Raw genomic sequence first — 19,683 nt, 5'->3', positions numbered from 1 at the left:
TCCGTTGAAAGTACTTGTAGCAGTGGCTGATGGAGGCCGATCAAACGCTGTTTACTGCCCCGTCCCGGTACCGGTGGAACTGCTGGTGAAGTTGTTGATCGTGTTGCCGCTGTTCTTCACTTCCTGATCATTCAGGTCGTAGTTGAAGCCCAGGCCGATCCCCTTGTTGATCGGGAACAGCTTGGTGAAGTACATGTCCACCGCTTCCACCGTGCTGCCGATGGTCGATTGCGGCACGTAGATCAGGTCGCCGCGCTGCAGGGCTACCAGCGGATGGTTGGGGTTGCTGAGCATGTTGCTGAGGTCGACGAAGTACATCTTGTACTTGCCGTCGGGACCGGTCCTGAGCAGGGCGATGTTGGAGCTGTCGGCCGACGGCAGCACGCCGCCGGAGCTGAGCAGGGCCTGTTCCACCGACACGGTGCCGGCGAGGTTGAAGAACGATGGATTGGCCACCGCGCCGCCAATGAACACCCGGTTGCTCGGGGCAATGGCGATGTTCACGGTCACTTCGGGCTCGCGGTAGACACGGGTGTAGCGTTTGGTGATTTCCTTGCCCAGGTCTTCAGGGGTCAGCAGCGCGGCCTTGATCCGGCCGATGTTGGGCATCGAGATGAAACCGTCCGGTCGCACCACGAACATCGTCATGTCGTCGGAGCTGGCCGGCTCCTGGGCATCGCGCACGATGCGCAGGGTGTCGCCGCTCTGGATCAGCACCTGGGCGGGCGGCAGGTCGGCCAGGGTCAGTGCCGCCGCGTGGCGAGCCTTGAGGGTGTCGCTGTCAGGGAGCGCGACATGGGCGGGGGTCGAGCAGCCGCCCAGCCACAGGGTGGCGGTCAGGATGCTCAACAGACAAAGCCGGGAAGGTCGGTTAATAGTCATCATGACAGCTCAGGTCCAGTAGTTTGAGAACATGCTCAAGCGACGCTTGAGCGGTGTCGGCAGATGCTGTTCGGCGTGGCCGAGGCGATAGCCCAACAGTTTCAGCGCGCTGCGCAGCAGCACTTCGGGTACACGTTGCAACTGGCCGGCGTCACGCAAGGCGCGCAACTCGGCCTGGACGTAACGCTTGCCTTCTCCACCCGCGCTGCCAAAGGCTTCGCGGATCCAGGGCTCGCGGCCATAAAACACGCCGATATCGAAATAACGGCGGAACTCCTGCATCAGACTGTAGCTGTGCGAATGCTGTACGCACGCACTGGCGGCGTAGCGCACCAGATAACCGTTGAGCAGCATGCGCGCCGCGACGTGGGCGTCCTCGCTGCCGATGACGTCCTCGGGAAAGCCGCCCACCGCTTGCAGGGCGCTGCGCCGGTAGACGGAAAACGAGTCCGAACTGAAGCAGGTCTTGATCCCTAGCTCCCCGGCGTCGGCCAGGCTTTTGCTGCGGCTCTGGGGGCTGTAGTTGAAGTGGCGCGACTGCGCCTCGAGAATCCCGGCGCCGGGATGCGGTAGTTGACGACCATAGGCGAGGCCGATCCGTGGGTCTTCTTCCAGCTCCTGGATCAGGTTGGCGAAGGTCTGGGGCGTGGCCGGAATCGCATCCTGGGTCAGCAGGATCAGCGCGTCGGCATCCACCTGCTCGCTCGCCCAGCGGCGGGTGCCGCCATGGTTGAACTGCTGGGCGGCGATGACCTCCACCCGGGCGCCGAACTGCCGGAAGCGGCTGACGGTGTCGTCCGTCGAGCTACTGTCGACCACCAGCACCGTGTCCGGTTGCAGCGTCTGCGCGGCCAGCGCCGGGAGCAACCGATCGAGGTGCGGTGCGGCGTTGCGGGCGGGAATGATCAGCGCCACTTTCATCATGGTTTTACCTGCGCCGGGGCACGGCCGTAGACGTCTTCGAAACGCACGATGTCGTCTTCGCCCAGGTACTCGCCGCTTTGCACTTCGATCATCACCAGGTCGATGATCCCAGGGTTGCTCAGGCGGTGTTTATGGCCGGCGGGGATATAGGTGGATTCGTTGCTGTTGAGCAGGACCTCCAGGTCGCCGTTGGTGATCAGGGCCGCGCCGCTGACCACTATCCAGTGCTCGCTGCGGTGATGATGCATCTGCAACGACAGCGATTCCTTGGGCTTGACCATGATGCGCTTGATCTTGAAGCGGCTGCTTTCCTCCAGCACGGTGTAGGTCCCCCAAGGGCGGGTGACCGTGCGGTGCAGGCTGTAGGCACTGTGGCCCAGGCGCTTGAGTTCGGTGACGATATGGCGCACGTCCTGGGTCCGCGAGGCATCGGCCACCAGCAGCGCGTCGGGGGTGTCGACGATGATCAGGTCGCTGACGCCGACGGCCCCCAGAACCCGCTTGGGCGAATCGATATAGCAATTGCGCACGTCATGCAGGATGGCTTCGCCGTTGACCTGGTTGCCGGCGGCGTCGCTCGGGGTCAGCTGGCGCAGCGCATCCCAGGAGCCGATGTCGCTCCAGCCGAGGTCGCAGGGCACCACGGCGACCCGCTCGGAGCGCTCCATCAGGGCCACGTCGATCGAAACGTCCGGGGCGAGGGCCAGGCTGTCGGCGTCGAGTTCACGCTGGCGGCAGTGCTTGTTGTCCAGGGTCATGCCTTGTTCCAGGCAGGCCTGGGCGGCGCTCAGCACCTCGGGAGCATGCAGGGTCAGCTCTTGCAGCAGGGTATCGGCGCGGAAGCAGAACATACCGGCGTTCCACAAGTAGTTGCCGCTGTCGACGTAGGCCTGGGCAGTGGCCAGGTTGGGTTTCTCGACGAAGCGCGCGACCTGGAAACCTTCCTTCAGCGCCGGGCCCTGTTCGATGTAGCCAAAACCGGTCTCGGGTTTGTCGGGCTGAATGCCGAAGGTCGCCAGATAACCTGCTTCGGCAAGGCTGCGCGCCTTGCCCACGGCTGCGGCGAAGGCCTCCTGGTCGAGGATCAGGTGGTCGGCCGGAAGGATCAGCAACTGCGCCTCGTCGCCCCAGTACTCGCGCACATGCAGGGCCGCCACGGCGATGGCCACGGCGGTGTTGCGCCCGAACGGCTCGAGCAGCAGGTCGAGGCCCAGCTTGCCCTGATTGACATTGCGGTACTCGTCCAGCGAGCGGAACAGCAGCTCGCGGTTGGTCACCGTGACCACGCAGCTGACGTCCGCCAGGCTGCTGGCGCGAACGAAGGTCTTTTGCAGCAGGCTCTGCCCATCGCGCATGCGGATGAATGGCTTGGGCATGTTCTGCCGAGAGACTGGCCACAGGCGCGAGCCGGAGCCGCCGGAAATAATGCAGGGGATCAATCCAGTGAATGCGCTCATCAGTAGACTTCCTTCGTCGAGAGGACGGCCGGAACCGTCATGAAAACGATGTACAGATCCAGCCAGACCGACCACTTGGAGATGTAATCGAGGTCGTACTCCACTCGTTTCTGGATTTTCTGCAGGGTGTCGGTTTCTCCCCGGTAGCCATTGATCTGCGCCCAGCCGGTGATCCCGGGCTTGACCCGATGGCGCGAGCTGTATTCGCGCACCGCCTGTTCGAACGGCACTCCCGCCGCCTTGGTGGCGGTGGCGTGTGGGCGAGGCCCGACAATCGACATGTTGCCCATCAGCACGTTGAACAGCTGGGGCAGCTCATCGATGCTGGTCTTGCGAATGAAGCGTCCGACCCGGGTGATCCGCGGATCTTCCCGGGTGGTCTGCCGTTCGGCGTTGAGGTCCGCCTGCTCGACATACATCGAGCGGAACTTGAACACGCGGATCAGCCGATCGTTGTAGCCGTAGCGCTTTTGCCGGAACAGCACGGGGCCCTTGGAATCGAGTTTCACCGCCACGGCAGTGACCAGCAGCACAGGGGACAACAGGACCAGGCCCAGCAGGGCGAGCACGATGTCCTCGCAACGCTTGATCAGCGGCGCCCAGCCGCGCAATGGCAGCTCGGACGTGTTGAACATCAGGATGCCGCCGACATCGGTCATGCGGTTGTGGCCAAAGCGCAGGGTGGTGATGTCGGGCACCAGGGCGACATTCACCGACAACTGCCGCAGCCGTTGCACCAGCTCGCCGATGCGTGCGTGCGCGGCCCAGGGCAGGGCGATCAGGACCTGATTGACCTGCTCGGAACGGATCAACTCTTCCAGGTTCTGGGTGTTGCCCAGAAAGGGCAGGTCGCAGAAGGCCTTGGGCACGCGGTCGCTGCGATCGTCGATGAAACCGATCAGGCCGGAGCGGATATCGCCGTGGCGCTGCATGTGTTCGGCAAGGAACAGCGCGCTCTCGCTGAAGCCGAGGATCACCGTGCGTTGCAGGTATTTGCCCCTGGCCATCCACGAATGGAACAGGCGCAGCAGAACCAGACGCTCGATGCCAAACAGCACGAGGCTGGCGATGAACCAGACCGCCAGGTCCCGCAGGCTGAAGACCGGCAGCAGGTGCAGCCCCAGGTACATGACCAGCAGGATGCAGAAGGCGGAGGTCCAGGCCACCAGCATCGTGCGCAGACGCAGGCGATTGCTGAAGAACTCTTCGGAGTAGACCCCCTGGGCCTGGAACAGGATGACGGTGATGACGGCAAAGAACAGCAGCAGGCCAAGTACGGTTGGCCAGATATCCGCACTGGCGGATTCAAGACTCAGGAGCAGCAGGATTCCAGGCAGGGCGGCGGACAGGGCGTGCGTCAGTTTTACCCCCGAAATGAAGAGTTCCATGAATCCGGTTCGGGTCAGGAACCTGCTATCAATCGATTTCGTAAGCATCGAATCCCGTCGTTGCCAGGTAAAGACCCAGCTCTGTTAAGGGTAAAGCCACTACAGAGGCAGGCTGAAAAACTAAGGCTTACTGCAAAAAAGTCTGTTTTTTGGCGGCCTGTGATGGCCAAACAATACTATTCTTCTGCTTTGATGGTCAACTAATTGACTAATTCTGTCAGGTTAACCTTTTTTTTGCATTATGCATCGGTTTTTTGACGGTTTGGCGCATCCAGGACGAACGGAAGCCTGGGCGTGTGTCACGAAGTTGGCTCATTCGTGAGCGGGGGCGTGACGGATAAATGGAGTGTTGTTCAGGGGTCGACTCTTGTCCAACCGGTGGCGATTTATTCCCTTTCGCCCGTGATTGCGGGGTTCTTGATGGCTGGCGCGGCCCTCGGGCGAGGCGCTCTGGCGGTGTAGACTGGACGCTGCGAACTTACCGAAGGAAGGGGAAGAAGCTGTGAAGTATTGGTCATTGCTGTTGCTGGGTTGCGTGCCATTGCTGGCGCACGCGGTGGAGGTTGGCGAGCGTCTGGCGCCCTGGACCTTGCTCGATCAATTCGATCAGGCCTATAGCCTCGACGGGCAGGCACGGACGCTGCTGGTGGCGCGCAGCATGGACGGCGCCAAGCTGGTCAACACCGCCTTGCAGGATCGTCCTGCGGGGTATCTGGAAGCGCGACACACGGTATTTGTCGCGGACATCCAGCGCATGCCGGCGGTGATCGCCAGGATGTTCGCGGTGCCGGCGATGCGTGATTATGGCTACCGGGTCATGCTCGACCGTGATGGGCGGGTGGCGCCACGCTACGCCGGGGCTGTGGATAAAGTCCTGTGGCTGCAGCTCGACGATGGCCGGTTGGTGGCTCAACGGGAGTACGGCACGGCTGCCGAACTGCGCGCAGCGCTGGAGCAGGCGCAACCATGATCAGTGCCGCGCTGCTGTCGCCGCTCACTCTCGGCGTCGGCTGGCTGATCTATGTGCCAGTGCTGGTCTGGGCCGCCTGGCGCGCGCCCTGGGTCGAGCTGTTCAGCGACAGCCGGCGTCAGCATCTGCTGTTCGGTACGGTGTTCGCGTTGTTCATGTTGTGGCTGGTGCGCCGGGATTTCGATACCGGGGTGTCCTATCACTTCATCGGCATGACGGCAGTGACCCTGTTGCTGGACTGGCCGCTGGCGATCATCGGCGGCCTGATTGCCCAGGTAGGGCTGGTCGCGCTGGGCCGCCAGGACCTGGCGGCGGTCGGCATCAACGGCGCCTTGCTGATCCTGCTGCCGGTGCTGGTCACCGAATGCTGCGCAATCCTGGTGGAGCGCGCGCAGCCGCGTAATCCCTTTGTGTATATCTTCTGTTCCGGTTTTTTTGCTGCCGCCCTGTCGGCCTTGTTGTGCCTGCTGGTGGGCCTGGGGCTGCTGTGGTTCGACGGGCGTTTTGCCATGCCGGAATGGCTGGAGGACTTCATCGGCTACCTGTGGCTGATCATCTTCCCCGAGGCCTTCATCAACGGCATGGTGGTCAGCGCCCTGGTGGTGTTCTGCCCCGAATGGCTGGAAACCTTCAACCGCACCCGTTATCTGTCGGCGCCGTGGAAGGATGACGATCCGCGTTCTTGATCCATATCAAACACGTTCGGCAGGCACGGTCCCATGCTCGGCAAAAACCGTTCGGGAGCAGGGTCATGAGTGTGTATGAATGGGCGCGGCAGGAAGTACGCAAGAGTCTGGATACTGCGCAGCAAGAGGGTTTCGAACCGGGCTTGAGCCTGCGCGCCCTGCTCAGCGCGGTGGTGCAGGAGAGTCGGCGGGTACGCAGCGGCGAGGATCTGGCCGACGAGTTGCAGTTTCTCGCGGAGAACCTCGACGATACGCAGGACTACGGTTTCATGCGGCCTTGAGGCTATTAGTGGGCGCGCGGCGGCAGATCGTCGGAAAACAGATCGTCCTCGGCATCCGGGCTGACCGGAATCTTGTGTTCTTCGGCAGCCCAGGCGCCGAGGTCGATCAGTTTGCAGCGGTCCGAGCAGAACGGACGGTTGACGTTGCTCGCGGTCCATTCCACGGGCGCACCGCAGGTTGGACATTCCACGGTCAGGGGTTGGCTCATGACTGGCCTCCACGCAAGGTAAGGTAAAAGTGATGCAGGCGTTCGACCTCGCTGTGCAGCCAGGCGAGATCGCGGTCGTTGACCAGCACATCGTCGGCATGGCTCAGGCGATCTTCGCGGGTCGCCTGAGCCTTGAGAATCGCCTGGATCTGCTGTTCGCTGATCCGGTCGCGTTGCAGGGTCCGCTCGATCTGCAGTTGCTGCGGCACATCGATCACCAGGATCCGCTGGGTCATCGCGTATTGCCCGGATTCGATCAACAGCGGTGACACCAGAATCGCGTAGGGCGACTCGGCGCGGGCCAGGTGGGCGGCGATTTCATCGGCAATCAACGGATGCAGCAAGGCTTCCAGCCAGAGGCGTTGTTGCGGCACCTCGAAGATCAGCTTGCGCAGCGCGGCGCGGTCCAGTTGGCCATCGGCCTGCAGCACGCTGTCGCCGAAATGTTCGGCAATGCGGGCCAGGGCCGGGCGGCCGGGTTCCACCACCCAGCGGGCGGCGTGATCGGCATCCACCACATGAATGCCCAGGTCGATGAAGTGCTGGGCCGCGGCACTTTTGCCACTGCCGATACCGCCGGTAAGGCCGAGGATCCAGGGTTTGAAAACAGGCTTGGTCATCTGAAACCGACAAACTGCAAATAGGAGTCGGTTATTTGACCACCCCAGAGCAAGGCAATCCAGCCGGCAATGGCCAGAAAGGGACCGAAAGGGATAGGCGTGGACATTTGCGCGCGGTTGCGGCGCAGCATCGCGATCCCGGCCAGGGCGCCCGTCAGTGAGGCCAGCAGCAGGGTCATCGGCAGAATCTGCCAGCCGCCCCAGGCGCCGAACATGGCCAATAGCTTGAAATCGCCGTGCCCCATGCCTTCCTTGCCGGTCAGCAGCTTGAACAACCAGTACACCGACCACAGGCACAGGTAGCCGGCCACGGCGCCCCACAGCGCATCGTGGAGGCTGACGAACAGCTCGAAGCCATTGACGATCAGGCCCAGCCACAACAGGGGCAGCACCAGCACGTCGGGCAATAGTTGATGATCGGCATCGATCAGGCTCATCGCCAACAGGCCCCAGCTCAGGAACAGCATCAAGCCGGCCTGCCAGCCGAAGCCGAAATGCCAGGCCACGAATGCCGAGGCCAGGCCGCAGGTCAGCTCCACCAGCGGGTAGCGCCGGCCGATCGGGGCCTGGCACGCGGAGCAGCGTCCGCGCAGCAGCAGGTAGCTCAACAGCGGGATGTTTTCCCAGGGGCGGATCGGGTGCGCACAGTGCGGGCACTGGGAGTGTGGGAGCAACAGGTTATAGGTCGGCCCGACAGGCTCGTCGGGCAGCCCGAGGATATCGCGGGCCTGGGCGTGCCAGTCGCGCTCGAGCATCTTTGGCAGCCGCCAGATCAGCACATTGAGAAAGCTGCCGACAATCAGGCCCAGGACCAGCACCGATGCTACGAAGACCAGCGGGTAGCTGGCCAGGACCTCAGTCAATGACATGTTCAGATCGCTGTGCCGAGTTGGAAGATGGGTAAGTACATGGCGACCACCAGGCCGCCGACGAGGGTGCCCAAAACTACCATGATCACGGGTTCCATGAGACTGCTCAGGGTGTCGACCAGGGTATCGACCTCTTCCTCATAATGGATCGCGACCTTTTCCAGCATGCCGTCCAGGGCCCCGGACTCTTCGCCGATGGCGGTCATCTGGATGGCCATGCCGGGAAAGATGCCGGACGCGCGCATGGAAAAATGCAACTGCATGCCGGTCGCCACGTCCTGCCTGATGCGATTCACCGCTTGCTTGAACACCTGGTTGCCGGTGGCCCCGGCAACCGAGCCCAGCGCCTCCACCAGCGGCACTCCGGCGGCGAAGGTGGTGGACAAGGTGCGGGCGTAGCGGGCCACCGCGGACTTGTACATCAGTGGCGCTACCAACGGCAGTTTCAGCAGGCCCACGTCCAGCCAGTGGCGAAAGCGCGGTGAGCGCCGGCGGGCATGGCGCAGGCCAAACATACTGAGCAACAGCGCGCCTGCCAGCAGCCACCACCAGTGCTGCACGAATTCCGAGAGGGCGATGACCAGTTGCGTGAACATGGGCAATTGCGCGCCGAAGCCCTGGAACATCGACTGGAACTGCGGCACCACCTTGACCAGCAGGATCCCCGTCACCACCAGCGCCACGCAGATCACCGCCAGGGGATAGGTCATGGCCTTGCGGATCCGCGTCTTGAGGTTTTCGCTTTTTTCCTTGTAAGTCGCCACCCGCTCCAGCAGGGTTTCCAGGGCCCCGGCCTGTTCCCCGGCATCCACCAGGCTGCAGTACAGCTCGTCGAAGTACCGCGGCCTCTTGCGCAGCGCGCTGGTGAAGCTGCTGCCGGCGGCGATGTCCTGTTTCAGCTCGCCCATCAGTTTGCGCATGTTCGGGTTGTCGAAGCCCTCGGCAATGATGTCGAACGATTGCAGCAGCGGCACGCCGGCCTTGATCAAGGTCGCCAGTTGCCGGGTGAACAGGCTGATGTCGCGGGCCTTGATCGGGGGCGTGCGCTGCAACAGCGAGCTGGGTTTCTTCCTGACCCTGGCCGGGTTGATGCCTTGCTTGCGCAACTGGGCCCTGATCAGCGAGGGGGTATGGCCGCTCAATTCGCCACGCAGTTTGCTGCCTTGCCTGTCGGTGCCTTCCCACAGGTAAACACTGACTTTTGCTGCTTTGACCGCCATGGTGTCGAGTCCCGGGTTGTGATGGATGTCCTCAGGGCCGGCAATGCCCTGTGGGTTAGCGAGTGGACCGCTGCGCGGGGCGCGGCGTCCGGCTCATAGAGTTTGAATGGCCCGATACGTTCCTTGGATGGGGCGGGCAGTGAATGCAATCGATGATCGAATGACAGCGTAGCCCGTCACGACGACCGGCCCAGGGCACTTGGCTGACAAAAAGTGTCAGATAGTGCGACTTCTGGCGCTCACTGCCGCAGCTTTGCGCCGCTAAAGCCCCGTTCGGCTGGGGCGCAGACGCTGGCACAGGCTGTGCTATGGCTGTGTGGTGAGTACCCAGACCCCTGGATATCCCCTGCTTGGAGCAGATAGATGAAGTATCAGAAAGGTTTTACCTTGATCGAGCTGTTGGTCGTCGTGGCGATCATCGGCATCCTGGCCACCTTTGCCATGCCGCTGTATTCCAAATACCAGGCGCGGGCCAAGGTCACCGCGGCGTTGGCCGAAGCCTCGGCGCTGAAGGTCAATTTCGAGGACGTGTTGAACCAGGGCAGCGATCCGACCCTGGAGCTGGTGGGGGGCAAGGCGGCGACGTCGAACTGCACCATGACCGCCGCGGGTTCCGCCTCGACCGGAGCGGGAACAATCGGCTGCACCATCCTCAATGCACCGGCGCCGGTGCTGAACAAGACCGTCACCCTGACCCGCACCACGGCCGATGGCTGGGTCTGCACCACCACTGTCCCCGCGGACTACTCCCCTAAAGGCTGCACCGCCAGCGGCAGCTGAGTCCGGTTCTCGCTTGCCTGGCGCGTGAAACGCCACGCGCCAGCGTGCCTTTGGGGAAAATATCGAGAATTCAGGAAGTTAGCTCGCCGGGAAGTGCAACTTGCATGCAGGTTATTCGCCGGTCATGCATTTTGCATGACCGCGAGTGTTTGGATTGTTTTGTAACTAATTGATATTTAAGGGTTTTATTGTTTTTCTGAACTTGGCATAACGCCTGCAATCTACTTAAGTAACCCTGCTGCCAGGACTTGGAGCAGGTTTTCCAGAAGAACAGGAGTTACTCGTATGAAGAAGTTCGCTATCGCTGCTGCAACTGCTACCGCTCTGACCCTGACCATGGCTAACGTCGCATTTGCCCAGACCACTCAAGCTACTCAGGCGCCAATGGTGCTCGCGGCGGGTGAAGTGACCAAGGCCAAGGAAGCCACTTCCGACACCTGGATCACCACCAAAGTCAAAGCGGATCTCGTAACTGAAAAAGGCATTCCTGGTACCGACATCAAGGTCGAAACCAACAAGGGTGTGGTTTCCCTGTCCTCCACTACTGCTCTGACCGCGGCGCAGAAAGAAACCGCAGTCAACATCGCCAAAAACATCAAAGGCGTGAAGGCAGTATCGGCTGACGGTTTGAAAACCGACTAAGCCTCAAGCTTCTTTCCTGGACAGGGAGAAGATGCGGTAGAGGATTCATCTACCGCTTCCTTGAAGGTTCATGCGAATGGCCACAGGGAAGTGGCTCCTTTTGTAAACAGAACAGGCCCCGGCACAGTGTGTCGGGGCCTGTTCTGTTCATGGCGGGGAAAACCGCCGGGCCGATCCGTTTCCGGGGCGGCGGGGAGGGGAGTTATTCGGCGTCCAGGTGCATGGGGGTAATGACCCGACCATCGCTTTCGGCCTGGCCAAGGTTGGCATCGATGAAGTAGACCCGATCGTCCGTCAGTTGGCCCTTGTCCACCAGGAAGTCCTTGATGCTGCTGGCCCGTTCCTGGCCCAACTGGCGCAACAGCACATCGCTGCCACTCCAGAACTTGATCACGCCTTCACGCATTTTCGCGGTGCGCTCTTCCTTGCCCAGGTCCTTCCATTCGGCCGGTGGCTGGGTCTTGAGGCGTGTGCGATAGATGCCCTCCAGCAGCGGGGCTTTCTCTTTCTCCGGTACTTCCAGCAGCGACGCCTGGGCCGGCACCTTGTCGCCGCGACGCTGGAGCATCTTGTAGTAGTTGTACTGGTATTCCCGCTCCAGGCGTTGCTCGGCGATCAGCGGGCCATCGCTGCTCTGCGCGGCGGTGCCTTCGATCTCCAGGCGCAGGGCCGGACGCTCCTTGAGTGCATTGGACAGCTTGACCAGTGCCGCTTCCGATTCCGGGCTCAAGTCACTCGAGCCCGGGGCGAACGAGACACTGCCCAAGTCCTCCGAACCACCACCCGCGACCAGCCCGCCAATCAGTTTGAACGGTGCCGCGGCAGCCTTGACGATCAGGTTGCGCAGGGTCTGCCAGACAATCGGCATGACGCTGAACTGTGGGTTGTTCAGATCGCCGGTCACCGGCAGTTCGATGGAGATTTTGCCGTCGACATCCTTGAGCAAGGCGACCGCCAGTTTCAGTGGCAGGCTCACGGCATCCGGGCTGTCAACTTTTTCCCCCAGTTCCAGTTGTTCGACCACCACTTTGTTTTCGGCCTTGAGCTGGCCGTTGGTGATGACGTAGTGCAGGTCGAGGTTGAGCCGGCCCTTGCGGATGCGGTAGCCGGCGAACTTGCCGGAGTAGGGGGTCAGGTTGGTCAGTTCGACGCGTTTGAAGCTGGTGGCGATGTCCAGTGCGGCCATCGGATCGAAGGGGTTCACGCTGCCCTTGATGGTGACCGGCGCATAACGATCGACCTTGCCCTTGATATCGACGTTGGCCGGTTTTGCCTGGCGGCTGTCGATGGTGCCGATCTGGCCATTGAGTTGCTGGACGGCCGTGGCGAAGTTGGGGGTCAGGCTGAAGTCGGCGAAGTTGGCCGAACCGTCGTTGATGGCGATCTGGCCGATATGGATGCCCAGGGGCTTTTCCTTGGCGGCCGGCTTGGCTGCGCCTTTCGGCGCGCTGTCGGCCGGTTGCGGGATCAGCAGGTCATCGATGTTGGTGGTGCGGTCATCGTTGATCATGAAGCGCGCATAGGGCTGCATCAGGTTGACCTTGTTGATCGTCAGGCTGTCGCCGTGCTGATAGTTCAGGCCTTCGAGCACCAGTTGCTGCCATTTCACGAAATCGCGGGTTTTCAGGGTGTCCAGGGTGTGCAACTGGTCGACCTGGGCGCGGCCAGTCACGCTGAATGTCAGGGGATCGATGTTTTTCAGGTCCACCGCCAGGTCGCTGCCGAGCATGCCGCTGCGCAGCTCTAGGCGAATGAACGGGCTGATGTAGGACTGGGCGACCCGCAGGTCGATGTCCTTGGTCTGCACCGCCAGCTTGGCGGTCACCGGTTGCAGGTTGACCACGCCGTTGGCGAGGATCTTGCCCTGCTTGCCCACTCCGGTGTCGAGCTTGAGGTTGAAAGGCGACTGGTTGAGGCTGTCGAAGTTCTGCACGTCGACGTTCAGTGGCCCGACCTCCAGCGCCACCGCTGGCTTGGCCTGGCGGTCCGCCAGGTGCACCTGGTAATTGCGCAGTTGCACGTCCTTGAGCAGCACCTGCCAGGGTTTGCTTGGCGCCGGAGCGGGAGCCGGCGGAGTATCGGCGGCGGCCGGAGCGGGCTTGGCCGCCGGTTTGGCTGGCTGGCTGGCGAACAGTTTCTGCCAGTCCAGTTGACCATCGGATTCCAGGGCGGCCCAGGTTTCCAGTTTCTGGCTGCGGATCTTGCCGACCACCACTTGCTGCTTGGCCAGGTCGACCGTGGTCTCACTGACGTCCAGGCGCTCCAGGCGGGCCAGTGGCCGACCGTCGGGGGCCTTGATGGCAAAAGGCGCGACGCTGATCGAGGCATCGCTGAGCAGCAGTTCGGTTTCCTTGGACAGGTTCAGCTTGTAGCGGGTGTTGAGGTTCAGCACGCCGTCTTCCAGGACCAGGGGCAGCGCGTCGCGGACATAGGGCCACCAGACTTTCATCTTGCCGTCGGTGACTTTCAGGGTGCCTTCGGACGCGATGGGGACCAGGCTGAAGTTGCCGCTCCAGTCGATCTGGCCACCCTCGGGCCCGGCGGCGACCAGGGTCATGTCGGCACTGTCGTCGGGCAGGGTGCTGAGGTTCTTCAGTTCGAAATCGAGCTTGTCGTACAGGAACTCGATGGGCTCGCTGGGCCGCGCGTCCTGGAAGTGCACATAACCGCCCGCCAGCTTGATGCGCTCGATACGCAGGGGGAACGGTTTGGCCTCGGGGTCGTCCGGAGTGGGTTCGCTGGCGGGCAGGTTGAACAGGCCCAGCAGGTTGAGCTTGCCGTCCTTGGCGAACAGGATCTCGCTCTTGGGTTTGTCCAGTTCGATATCGGCCAGGTGCAGCGCGCGGGTCCAGAGGCTGTCCAGTTGCAGGTTGGCGTAGAGACGCTCGAAGGCCACTTGCTCCTTGCCCGGCTCACCGATATTCAGGCCCCAGAGTGTCAGTTCGAGACTGAACGGGTTGAGTTCGATGCGCTGGATCTTTGCCGGTACCGTCGCGTAGTTGGCCAACTGTTGATTGGCCACCCGCAAGGCGATGCCCGGCAAAATCAGAAAGCCCAACAGACTGTACAGGGCGAGAGCGGTCAACAAGGCGCCGATAGCGCGGATCAATCCTTTGGACATGCGAGGCTTCATCTATCTGAATCGGAAGTGCGTTGGAGTATGGCATGCGTTTCCGGTTCCGAAACAATCCCATGACGGTCGCAAACAGGATTGTTCAGATTCCTCGCAGCAGATCACAGATGCAGGATCAGGGTCTTGAGCGGCGGTTGCTGGTCCATGGACGGGAAGTCGCGAGCGGGTGTCAGCACCTGCCATTCGCGTACCGGGCGACCGGCTTTTTCGGCACAGCGCAGCACCTGTTCGCGCCAATCGTCCAGCGTGACTTTCGCCAGGTTGTTGCAGCAGATCAGCACGCCATTGTCGGCGGTGGCCAGCAGGGCAGGCTTGAGCAGACTCTGATAGTCGCGCAGCAGGTCGACGGTGCCGAATGCGCTCTTGGCCCAGGCCGGCGGGTCGAGCAGCACCAGGTCGTACTGGCGTTGTTCCAGGCGTGGGTAGCTGGGCAGCTTTTGTCCACGGCGCTGGCTGATGGGCAGGCCGGCCAGTTGCCGGATCGCCGGGAAGTAATCCGATTGCACGAACTGCATGGCCGGCAATTGCGGATTGAGCTGGCCGTTCTCGCGGCCGACCGCCAGGTTGCCCTCGGCGAAGTCCAGGTTGCACACCTCGCGGGCACCGCCTGCCGCGGCACTCAGGCCGACACCGCAGGTATAGGCGAACAGGTTCAGCACGCTCTTGCCGGCGCTGTGGGCCTTGACCCAGCCACGGGCGTTGCGCAGGTCGAGAAACAGCAGCGGGTCCTGGCCGGCATGGCGACCGCGTACCCGGTAGTTCAAGCCCCATTCGTGGCCGACCAGGTCTTTGAGCGCCTCTTCTTCGGCGCGGTAAACCGAGTCCTCGCGGTCGATGCGTGAGTTGCCCCGGGAGCGGTCGTTGTAGACCAGCAGGGTGTCCAGGCCCAGTTGCTGCTGGACGGTCTCGTGCAATTGCAGCAAGGCATCGCGTTCCAGCGTCTGATGAAAGCTTTGCACCAGCAGCTGCGGGCCGTAACGGTCGATGGTCAGGCCCCCGGCGCCTTCCTGGCTGCCATGGAACAGCCGATAGCAGTCGGTGCCTTGCTGATGCAGCTCGACGAGCAGGTCCTGGCGATGATCGAGGGCGGCGCGCAGCGCCTGATTCAAGGAAGACATGCGGGCGCCTTGCGGATGATTGGGCGGGGCAGTTTACCAGTTTCGTTTTGTCCTCTGTGTAGGAGCGAGCTTGCTCGCGAAAGATCGGCGCAACACCGCGATGCACCAGGCAGACCGCGTTACCGTTGAGGTCCATCGCGAGCAATCGAGCGTCGACCGGCCGCTCCTACAAGGGGATTGTGGTCAGCGTTCGATGGCCAGTGCCACGCCCTGGCCGCCACCGATGCACAGGGTGGCCAGGCCTTTCTTGGCGTCGCGCTTGAGCATTTCGTGCAGCAGGGTCACCAGCACCCGGCAGCCCGAGGCGCCGATCGGGTGGCCGAGGGCGATGGCGCCGCCATTGACGTTGACCTTGCTCGCGTCCCAACCCAGTTCCTTGCCCACCGACAGCGCCTGGGCGGCGAAGGCTTCGTTGGCTTCGATCAGGTCCAGCTGCTCCAGGGACCAGCCGGCCTTGTCCAGGCAGCGGCGGGTGGCCGACACCGGGCCGATGCCCATGATCGCCGGGTCGACGCCGGCGTTGGCGTAGGCGGCGATCTTCGCCAGCACCGGCAGGCCCAGGGCCCGGGCCTTGGCGGCGCTCATCATGATCACCGCGGCGGCGCCGTCGTTCAGCGACGAGGCGTTGCCGGCGGTGACCGTGCCGTCTTTCTTGAAGGCTGGCTTGAGCTTGCCCAGGGATTCGGCGGTGGTACCGGCGCGCGGCTGCTCGTCGGTGGCGAAGGCCACGGGCTCGCCCTTGCGCTGGGGAATCAGGATCGGGGTGATCTCATCGACGAAACGCCCGCCCTCGATGGCGGCCACGGCCTTCTGCTGCGAGGCGGCGGCAAAGGCGTCCTGGGCTTCGCGGCTGATGGCGTATTTGTCCACCAGGTTCTCGGCGGTGATGCCCATGTGGTAGTCGTTGAAGGCGTCCCACAGGCCGTCGCTGATCATGCTGTCGACGATCTGGCTGTGGCCCATGCGCAGGCCGGTGCGGGCACCGGGCAGCACATAGTTGGCCAGGCTCATGTTCTCCTGGCCGCCGGCGATGATCACCTCGGCGTCGCCGCAGCGGATCGCCTGGGCGCCCAGGTGCAGGGCCTTGAGGCCGGAGCCGCAAACCTTGTTCAGGGTCAGCGCCGGCACCGCGTGGGGCAGGCCGGCCTTGATCGCGGCCTGGCGCGCGGGGTTCTGCCCGGCGCCGGCGGTGAGCACCTGGCCCATGATCACTTCATCGACCTGGGCACCGTCCAGGCCGGTCTGGGCCAGCAGCTGGCGGATCACCGCGGCCCCCAGGTCGACCGCAGGGATGGTCGCCAGCGAACCCTGGAAACTGCCGACCGCGGTGCGGGTGGCGGCAACGATTACGACGTCTTGCATGGCGCGAATCCTCATCGTTATTGGCGGCATCGGTCGGTGGTTATGGGAGGGGGCCGACGCGCGAGAACTTGGAAAATCATGGTTGCATAGAAGGTCGCGACGCCGCCAATCGCGAACCGGTGGGTCGCGTTCTGTTCGCTCGGTCGGGTATTACAGGCCCATGCGCCGGCGTGCGCGATGTATCGAGCCGTTGCGTACCGCCCAGCGCAGCATCGGCGCACTGCGGTTGACGCTGGCGCGGATCAGCTGGCGTTGCAGCAGACCCTGGTTGACGCCGAGCATGTCGCTGGCCCAGTCGGGCAACAGGTCGATGCCGGCCTGCATCATCAACGAGCCAAATGGCTTGGCCAGGCGGCTTGGGGCAGGTGCCGCCAAGAGCAAACGCAGCACTTCGCGGCTGCGTTCATCGCAGAGCAACTGGGGGCGCATCCCGGCCAGGTAAGCCGCCACGGCCCGGCGCGAGCGCGGTACATCACTGGCGCCAAGACGCTCGGCGATCAGCGCGACTTCCCCGTAGTAACGGTCCTGCTCGGCAGGCGACAGCTGCGGGTTGCGATAACGCAGGTGCGCCGCCAGAAAGCTGCTGACCTCGGCCACATGTACCCAGGTCAGCAGTTGCGGATCGCTGGCGGCATAGGGCCGGCCGTCTGGTGCGGTGCCAATAATCTGCAGGTGAATGGTGCGCACCTTGTCGATCAGCCATTCGGCATCCTGGCGCGAGCCGAAGGTAGTGCCGGAAATGAACTGTGCGGTGCGCCGCAGGCGCCCGATCATGTCTTCCCGGAAGTTCGAGTGATCCCAGACCCCGGCCAGGGCCAGCGGGTGCAGGGCCTGCATCAACAAGGCGCTGATGCCGCCGATCAGCATGCTGCTGAAATCGCCATGCACCTGCCAGCAGATAGCGTCCGGGCCGAACAGGCCCGGGTCGCCCTTGGGGTTGTCCAGGTCGAGCTGACCCAGTGACAGGCCACCCAGGCTCATGACCTGGGTTTCGATACGACTGCGAATGAATTCCATACCGCTTGGCTGTTCCTTGGTTGAAGCCCGAGGCCCGCTCAGAGGTTCAGGCGTTTATCGATCAGGCCCTCGACCACGCTCGGGTCGGCCAGGGTCGAGGTATCGCCCAGGCTGTCGAGCTCGTTGCAGGCGATCTTGCGCAGGATACGCCGCATGATCTTGCCCGATCGGGTTTTCGGCAAGGCCGGCGCCCACTGGATCAGTTCCGGCTTGGCGAAACTGCCGATCTCGCGACTGACCAGGCTCAACAGTTCCTTCTTCAACTCGTCGCTGGGCTCGACGCCATTCATTGGGGTGACAAAGGCATAGATGCCCTGGCCCTTGACGTCATGGGGATAGCCGACCACCGCGGCCTCGGCGATGCTGTCGTGCAGGACCAGGGCGCTTTCGACTTCGGCGGTGCCGATGCGATGCCCGGACACGTTGATCACGTCGTCGATGCGTCCGGTGATCCAGTAATCACCGTCTTCATCGCGCCGCGCGCCGTCGCCGGTGAAGTAGTAGCCCGGGTAGGGTTTGAAATAGGTCTCGACCATGCGCTGCGGGTCGCCGTAGACGCTGCGGATCTGCGCCGGCCAGCTGGCCTTGATCGCCAGGATGCCGCTGCCGGCGCCGCTGATTTCCTTGCCGTGCTCGTCCAGCAGCACCGGTTGCACGCCGAACATCGGGCGGGTGGCACAGCCCGGCTTGATGTAGCTGGCGCTGACCAGCGGGCTGAGCATGATGCCGCCGGTTTCGGTCTGCCACCAGGTATCGACGATCGGGCAGCGCTGCTCGCCGACGCTATTGAAATACCACTCCCAGGCTTCCGGGTTGATCGGCTCGCCGACAGTGCCCAGCAGGCGCAGGCTGCTGCGCGAGGTGTGCTGCAGCGGCTCGGGGCCTTCGCGCATCAGCGCCCGCAATGCGGTGGGGGCGGTGTAGAAAATGTTCACCCGGTGTTTGTCGATGACCTCCCAGAAGCGCGAGCTGCTCGGATAACTGGGCACGCCCTCGAAGATCAGGGTGGTCGCGCCATTGGCCAGCGGGCCGTAGACGATGTAGCTGTGGCCGGTGACCCAGCCGATGTCGGCGGTGCACCAGAAGACTTCGCCTTCGCGGTAGTCCAGTACGTATTTGAAGGTCATCGCCGCTTGCAGCAAATAGCCGCCGGTGGTGTGCAGCACGCCTTTGGGTTTACCGGTGCTGCCGGAGGTGTAGAGGATGAACAGCGGGTCCTCGGCGTCCATCGGTTGCGGCGGGCAGTCGTCTTCGACGCCGCGCAGGGCCTGGTGATACCAGAGGTCGCGGTCTTCGACCCAGTTCACCGGGTTCTGGGTGCGCTCGACCACCACCACGGTGCTGACGTTCGGGCAGCTTTGCAGGGCCTTGTCGACGTTGTTTTTCAAGGGTATGAACTTGCCGCCGCGCACCCCTTCGTCAGCGGTGATCACGGTGCGGCAGTCAGCGTCGAGAATGCGGTCGCGCAACGCGTCCGGGGAAAATCCGCCAAAGACCACCGAGTGCACCGCACCGATACGGGTGCAGGCGAGCATGGCGTAGGCCGCCTCGGGGATCATCGGCATGTAGATGCACACCCGGTCGCCTTTTTTCACGCCGCGGCTTTTCAGGACGTTGGCCAGGCGGCAGACGTAGTGATGGAGTTTCTTGTAGGTGATTTGCAGCGATTCGGCCGGGTCGTCGCCTTCCCAGATGATTGCTACCTGATCGCCGCGTTTTTCCAGATGGCGGTCGATGCAGTTGTAGCTGACGTTCAACTGGCCGCCGGCGAACCAGCTGGCGGCGCCGGTTTTCAGGTCATAGCGCTGCACGGTTTGCCAGGGAGCGCTCCAGTCGAGAAAGCGGGTGGCCTGTTCGGCCCAGAAGGTACTGGGGTGCTCGATGGATTCGCGGTACAGCCGCTGGTAGTCGTCCTGACTCAATTGTGCGGCCCGGCGGACGGCATCGGCTTGGGGGAACATGCTGATATCGAACATGACGGTTCCTTATTCTTGTTTTAGCGACAAGTAATAAAGATGCGCCTTGATCGGAAGGGGTTCAAGGGGAGGGCGGCCAATCGCGAGCAAGCTCGCTCCTACAGGTGGATACGGGTTCTGCAGGAGCAGCCGGTCGACGCTCGATTGCT

Annotated in this window: 18 protein-coding genes; 5 read left to right on the top strand and 13 right to left on the bottom strand. The window is 62.9% G+C overall.

What is annotated here, in order from left to right; all coding sequences use genetic code 11:
• Positions 1-51: 51 nt before the first annotated feature.
• Genes BMY68_RS27995 through BMY68_RS27980 form a run of 4 tightly spaced genes read right to left on the bottom strand, consistent with a single transcriptional unit; the run spans position 52 to position 4,699 of the window.
• Positions 52-885 carry a polysaccharide biosynthesis/export family protein gene (locus BMY68_RS27995; protein ID WP_009045677.1) on the bottom strand — a complete coding sequence of 278 codons (834 nt, stop codon included), beginning with the start codon at positions 883-885 and terminating at the stop codon, positions 52-54.
• Between the two features lie 6 nt (positions 886-891).
• Positions 892-1,803 (bottom strand): glycosyltransferase family 2 protein, encoded by a 912-nt coding sequence (locus tag BMY68_RS27990; RefSeq protein ID WP_085534664.1) that lies wholly within the window; start codon positions 1,801-1,803, stop codon positions 892-894.
• Positions 1,803-3,263: a mannose-1-phosphate guanylyltransferase/mannose-6-phosphate isomerase gene (locus BMY68_RS27985; RefSeq protein ID WP_085534666.1), complete on the bottom strand. Its 1,461-nt coding sequence runs from the start codon at positions 3,261-3,263 to the stop codon at positions 1,803-1,805. Before BMY68_RS27985 ends, BMY68_RS27990 begins: the two co-directional genes overlap by 1 nt.
• Positions 3,263-4,699, bottom strand: a complete 1,437-nt coding sequence (locus tag BMY68_RS27980; RefSeq protein WP_085534668.1) for an undecaprenyl-phosphate glucose phosphotransferase — start codon at positions 4,697-4,699, stop codon at positions 3,263-3,265. The genes BMY68_RS27985 and BMY68_RS27980 overlap by 1 nt, the downstream gene beginning before the upstream one ends.
• A 454-nt stretch (positions 4,700-5,153) precedes the next feature.
• Between BMY68_RS27980 and BMY68_RS27975 the strand changes: the two genes are divergently transcribed.
• The 3 genes from BMY68_RS27975 (at position 5,154) to BMY68_RS27965 (ending at position 6,588) form a co-directional block, all read left to right on the top strand.
• On the top strand, positions 5,154-5,621 hold the full coding sequence (locus BMY68_RS27975; RefSeq protein WP_085534670.1) for an FAD/FMN-containing dehydrogenase: 468 nt from the start codon (positions 5,154-5,156) through the stop codon (positions 5,619-5,621).
• Positions 5,618-6,307, top strand: a complete 690-nt coding sequence (locus BMY68_RS27970) for an energy-coupling factor ABC transporter permease (RefSeq protein WP_085534672.1) — start codon at positions 5,618-5,620, stop codon at positions 6,305-6,307. Before BMY68_RS27975 ends, BMY68_RS27970 begins: the two co-directional genes overlap by 4 nt.
• A gap of 65 nt (positions 6,308-6,372) precedes the next feature.
• Complete coding sequence (locus BMY68_RS27965) at positions 6,373-6,588, top strand: hypothetical protein (protein WP_009045671.1); 216 nt, start codon at positions 6,373-6,375, stop codon at positions 6,586-6,588.
• Positions 6,589-6,593: 5 nt separating this feature from the next.
• Here BMY68_RS27965 and yacG read toward each other — a convergent pair whose 3' ends face one another.
• From yacG to BMY68_RS27945, 4 genes are read right to left on the bottom strand one after another with little or no spacing between them, the layout of a single operon-like run.
• The gene (gene yacG, locus BMY68_RS27960) at positions 6,594-6,797 is read right to left on the bottom strand and encodes a DNA gyrase inhibitor YacG (protein WP_009045670.1); all 204 of its coding nucleotides are present in this window, start codon (positions 6,795-6,797) and stop codon (positions 6,594-6,596) included.
• Positions 6,794-7,417, bottom strand: a complete 624-nt coding sequence (gene coaE, locus BMY68_RS27955; RefSeq protein ID WP_009045669.1) for a dephospho-CoA kinase — start codon at positions 7,415-7,417, stop codon at positions 6,794-6,796. The genes yacG and coaE overlap by 4 nt, the downstream gene beginning before the upstream one ends.
• Positions 7,414-8,286, bottom strand: a complete 873-nt coding sequence (locus tag BMY68_RS27950; RefSeq protein WP_085534674.1) for a prepilin peptidase — start codon at positions 8,284-8,286, stop codon at positions 7,414-7,416. The genes coaE and BMY68_RS27950 overlap by 4 nt, the downstream gene beginning before the upstream one ends.
• A 2-nt stretch (positions 8,287-8,288) precedes the next feature.
• Entirely contained in the window at positions 8,289-9,506 is a 1,218-nt protein-coding gene (locus tag BMY68_RS27945) for a type II secretion system F family protein (RefSeq protein ID WP_085534676.1), read from the bottom strand.
• A 363-nt stretch (positions 9,507-9,869) separates the two neighbouring features.
• On the opposite strand from BMY68_RS27945, the gene BMY68_RS27940 reads away from it, so the two are divergent.
• Both BMY68_RS27940 and BMY68_RS27935 read left to right on the top strand, forming a co-directional pair.
• Positions 9,870-10,286 carry a pilin gene (locus BMY68_RS27940; protein ID WP_007924673.1) on the top strand — a complete coding sequence of 139 codons (417 nt, stop codon included), beginning with the start codon at positions 9,870-9,872 and terminating at the stop codon, positions 10,284-10,286.
• A gap of 285 nt (positions 10,287-10,571) precedes the next feature.
• A complete protein-coding gene (locus BMY68_RS27935) occupies positions 10,572-10,928 on the top strand; it encodes a BON domain-containing protein (protein ID WP_009045666.1) in 357 nt (118 codons plus the stop codon).
• 202 nt (positions 10,929-11,130) lie between these two features.
• Here BMY68_RS27935 and BMY68_RS27930 read toward each other — a convergent pair whose 3' ends face one another.
• The 5 genes from BMY68_RS27930 to acs form a co-directional block, all read right to left on the bottom strand.
• Complete coding sequence (locus BMY68_RS27930; protein WP_085534678.1) at positions 11,131-14,061, bottom strand: DUF748 domain-containing protein; 2,931 nt, start codon at positions 14,059-14,061, stop codon at positions 11,131-11,133.
• A gap of 101 nt (positions 14,062-14,162) precedes the next feature.
• Positions 14,163-15,179, bottom strand: coding sequence for a class I SAM-dependent rRNA methyltransferase (locus BMY68_RS27925; RefSeq protein WP_007924670.1), 1,017 nt, complete (start codon positions 15,177-15,179; stop codon positions 14,163-14,165).
• Positions 15,180-15,362: 183 nt separating this feature from the next.
• Complete coding sequence (locus tag BMY68_RS27920; protein WP_092160582.1) at positions 15,363-16,541, bottom strand: acetyl-CoA C-acetyltransferase; 1,179 nt, start codon at positions 16,539-16,541, stop codon at positions 15,363-15,365.
• A gap of 150 nt (positions 16,542-16,691) precedes the next feature.
• Positions 16,692-17,558 carry an oxygenase MpaB family protein gene (locus tag BMY68_RS27915; protein WP_085534680.1) on the bottom strand — a complete coding sequence of 289 codons (867 nt, stop codon included), beginning with the start codon at positions 17,556-17,558 and terminating at the stop codon, positions 16,692-16,694.
• Positions 17,559-17,596: 38 nt separating this feature from the next.
• Complete coding sequence (acs, locus tag BMY68_RS27910; RefSeq protein WP_085534681.1) at positions 17,597-19,534, bottom strand: acetate--CoA ligase; 1,938 nt, start codon at positions 19,532-19,534, stop codon at positions 17,597-17,599.
• Between the last annotated feature and the right edge of the window lie 149 nt (positions 19,535-19,683).

This window comes from Pseudomonas sp. NFACC41-3, from assembly GCF_900109505.1.
Classification (GTDB): domain Bacteria; phylum Pseudomonadota; class Gammaproteobacteria; order Pseudomonadales; family Pseudomonadaceae; genus Aquipseudomonas; species Aquipseudomonas chlororaphis.
The sequence above is the reverse complement of the archived record's forward strand: the minus strand, read 5'-3'. Positions and strand labels throughout refer to the sequence as shown.

What these genes read in the sequence shown, in the direction of transcription:
- BMY68_RS27915 (WP_085534680.1), bottom strand. Translation starts at nt 17,558, where the DNA reads ATGGAATTCATTCGCAGTCGTATCGAAACCCAGGTCATGAGCCTGGGT.
- BMY68_RS27935 (WP_009045666.1), top strand. Translation starts at nt 10,572, where the DNA reads ATGAAGAAGTTCGCTATCGCTGCTGCAACTGCTACCGCTCTGACCCTG.
- BMY68_RS27995 (WP_009045677.1), bottom strand. Translation starts at nt 885, where the DNA reads ATGATGACTATTAACCGACCTTCCCGGCTTTGTCTGTTGAGCATCCTG.
- BMY68_RS27990 (WP_085534664.1), bottom strand. Translation starts at nt 1,803, where the DNA reads ATGAAAGTGGCGCTGATCATTCCCGCCCGCAACGCCGCACCGCACCTC.
- BMY68_RS27980 (WP_085534668.1), bottom strand. Translation starts at nt 4,699, where the DNA reads ATGCTTACGAAATCGATTGATAGCAGGTTCCTGACCCGAACCGGATTC.
- BMY68_RS27925 (WP_007924670.1), bottom strand. Translation starts at nt 15,179, where the DNA reads ATGTCTTCCTTGAATCAGGCGCTGCGCGCCGCCCTCGATCATCGCCAG.
- coaE (WP_009045669.1), bottom strand. Translation starts at nt 7,417, where the DNA reads ATGACCAAGCCTGTTTTCAAACCCTGGATCCTCGGCCTTACCGGCGGT.
- BMY68_RS27950 (WP_085534674.1), bottom strand. Translation starts at nt 8,286, where the DNA reads ATGTCATTGACTGAGGTCCTGGCCAGCTACCCGCTGGTCTTCGTAGCA.
- BMY68_RS27945 (WP_085534676.1), bottom strand. Translation starts at nt 9,506, where the DNA reads ATGGCGGTCAAAGCAGCAAAAGTCAGTGTTTACCTGTGGGAAGGCACC.
- BMY68_RS27930 (WP_085534678.1), bottom strand. Translation starts at nt 14,061, where the DNA reads ATGAAGCCTCGCATGTCCAAAGGATTGATCCGCGCTATCGGCGCCTTG.
- yacG (WP_009045670.1), bottom strand. Translation starts at nt 6,797, where the DNA reads ATGAGCCAACCCCTGACCGTGGAATGTCCAACCTGCGGTGCGCCCGTG.
- BMY68_RS27985 (WP_085534666.1), bottom strand. Translation starts at nt 3,263, where the DNA reads ATGAGCGCATTCACTGGATTGATCCCCTGCATTATTTCCGGCGGCTCC.
- BMY68_RS27940 (WP_007924673.1), top strand. Translation starts at nt 9,870, where the DNA reads ATGAAGTATCAGAAAGGTTTTACCTTGATCGAGCTGTTGGTCGTCGTG.
- BMY68_RS27970 (WP_085534672.1), top strand. Translation starts at nt 5,618, where the DNA reads ATGATCAGTGCCGCGCTGCTGTCGCCGCTCACTCTCGGCGTCGGCTGG.
- BMY68_RS27920 (WP_092160582.1), bottom strand. Translation starts at nt 16,541, where the DNA reads ATGCAAGACGTCGTAATCGTTGCCGCCACCCGCACCGCGGTCGGCAGT.
- acs (WP_085534681.1), bottom strand. Translation starts at nt 19,534, where the DNA reads ATGTTCGATATCAGCATGTTCCCCCAAGCCGATGCCGTCCGCCGGGCC.
- BMY68_RS27965 (WP_009045671.1), top strand. Translation starts at nt 6,373, where the DNA reads ATGAGTGTGTATGAATGGGCGCGGCAGGAAGTACGCAAGAGTCTGGAT.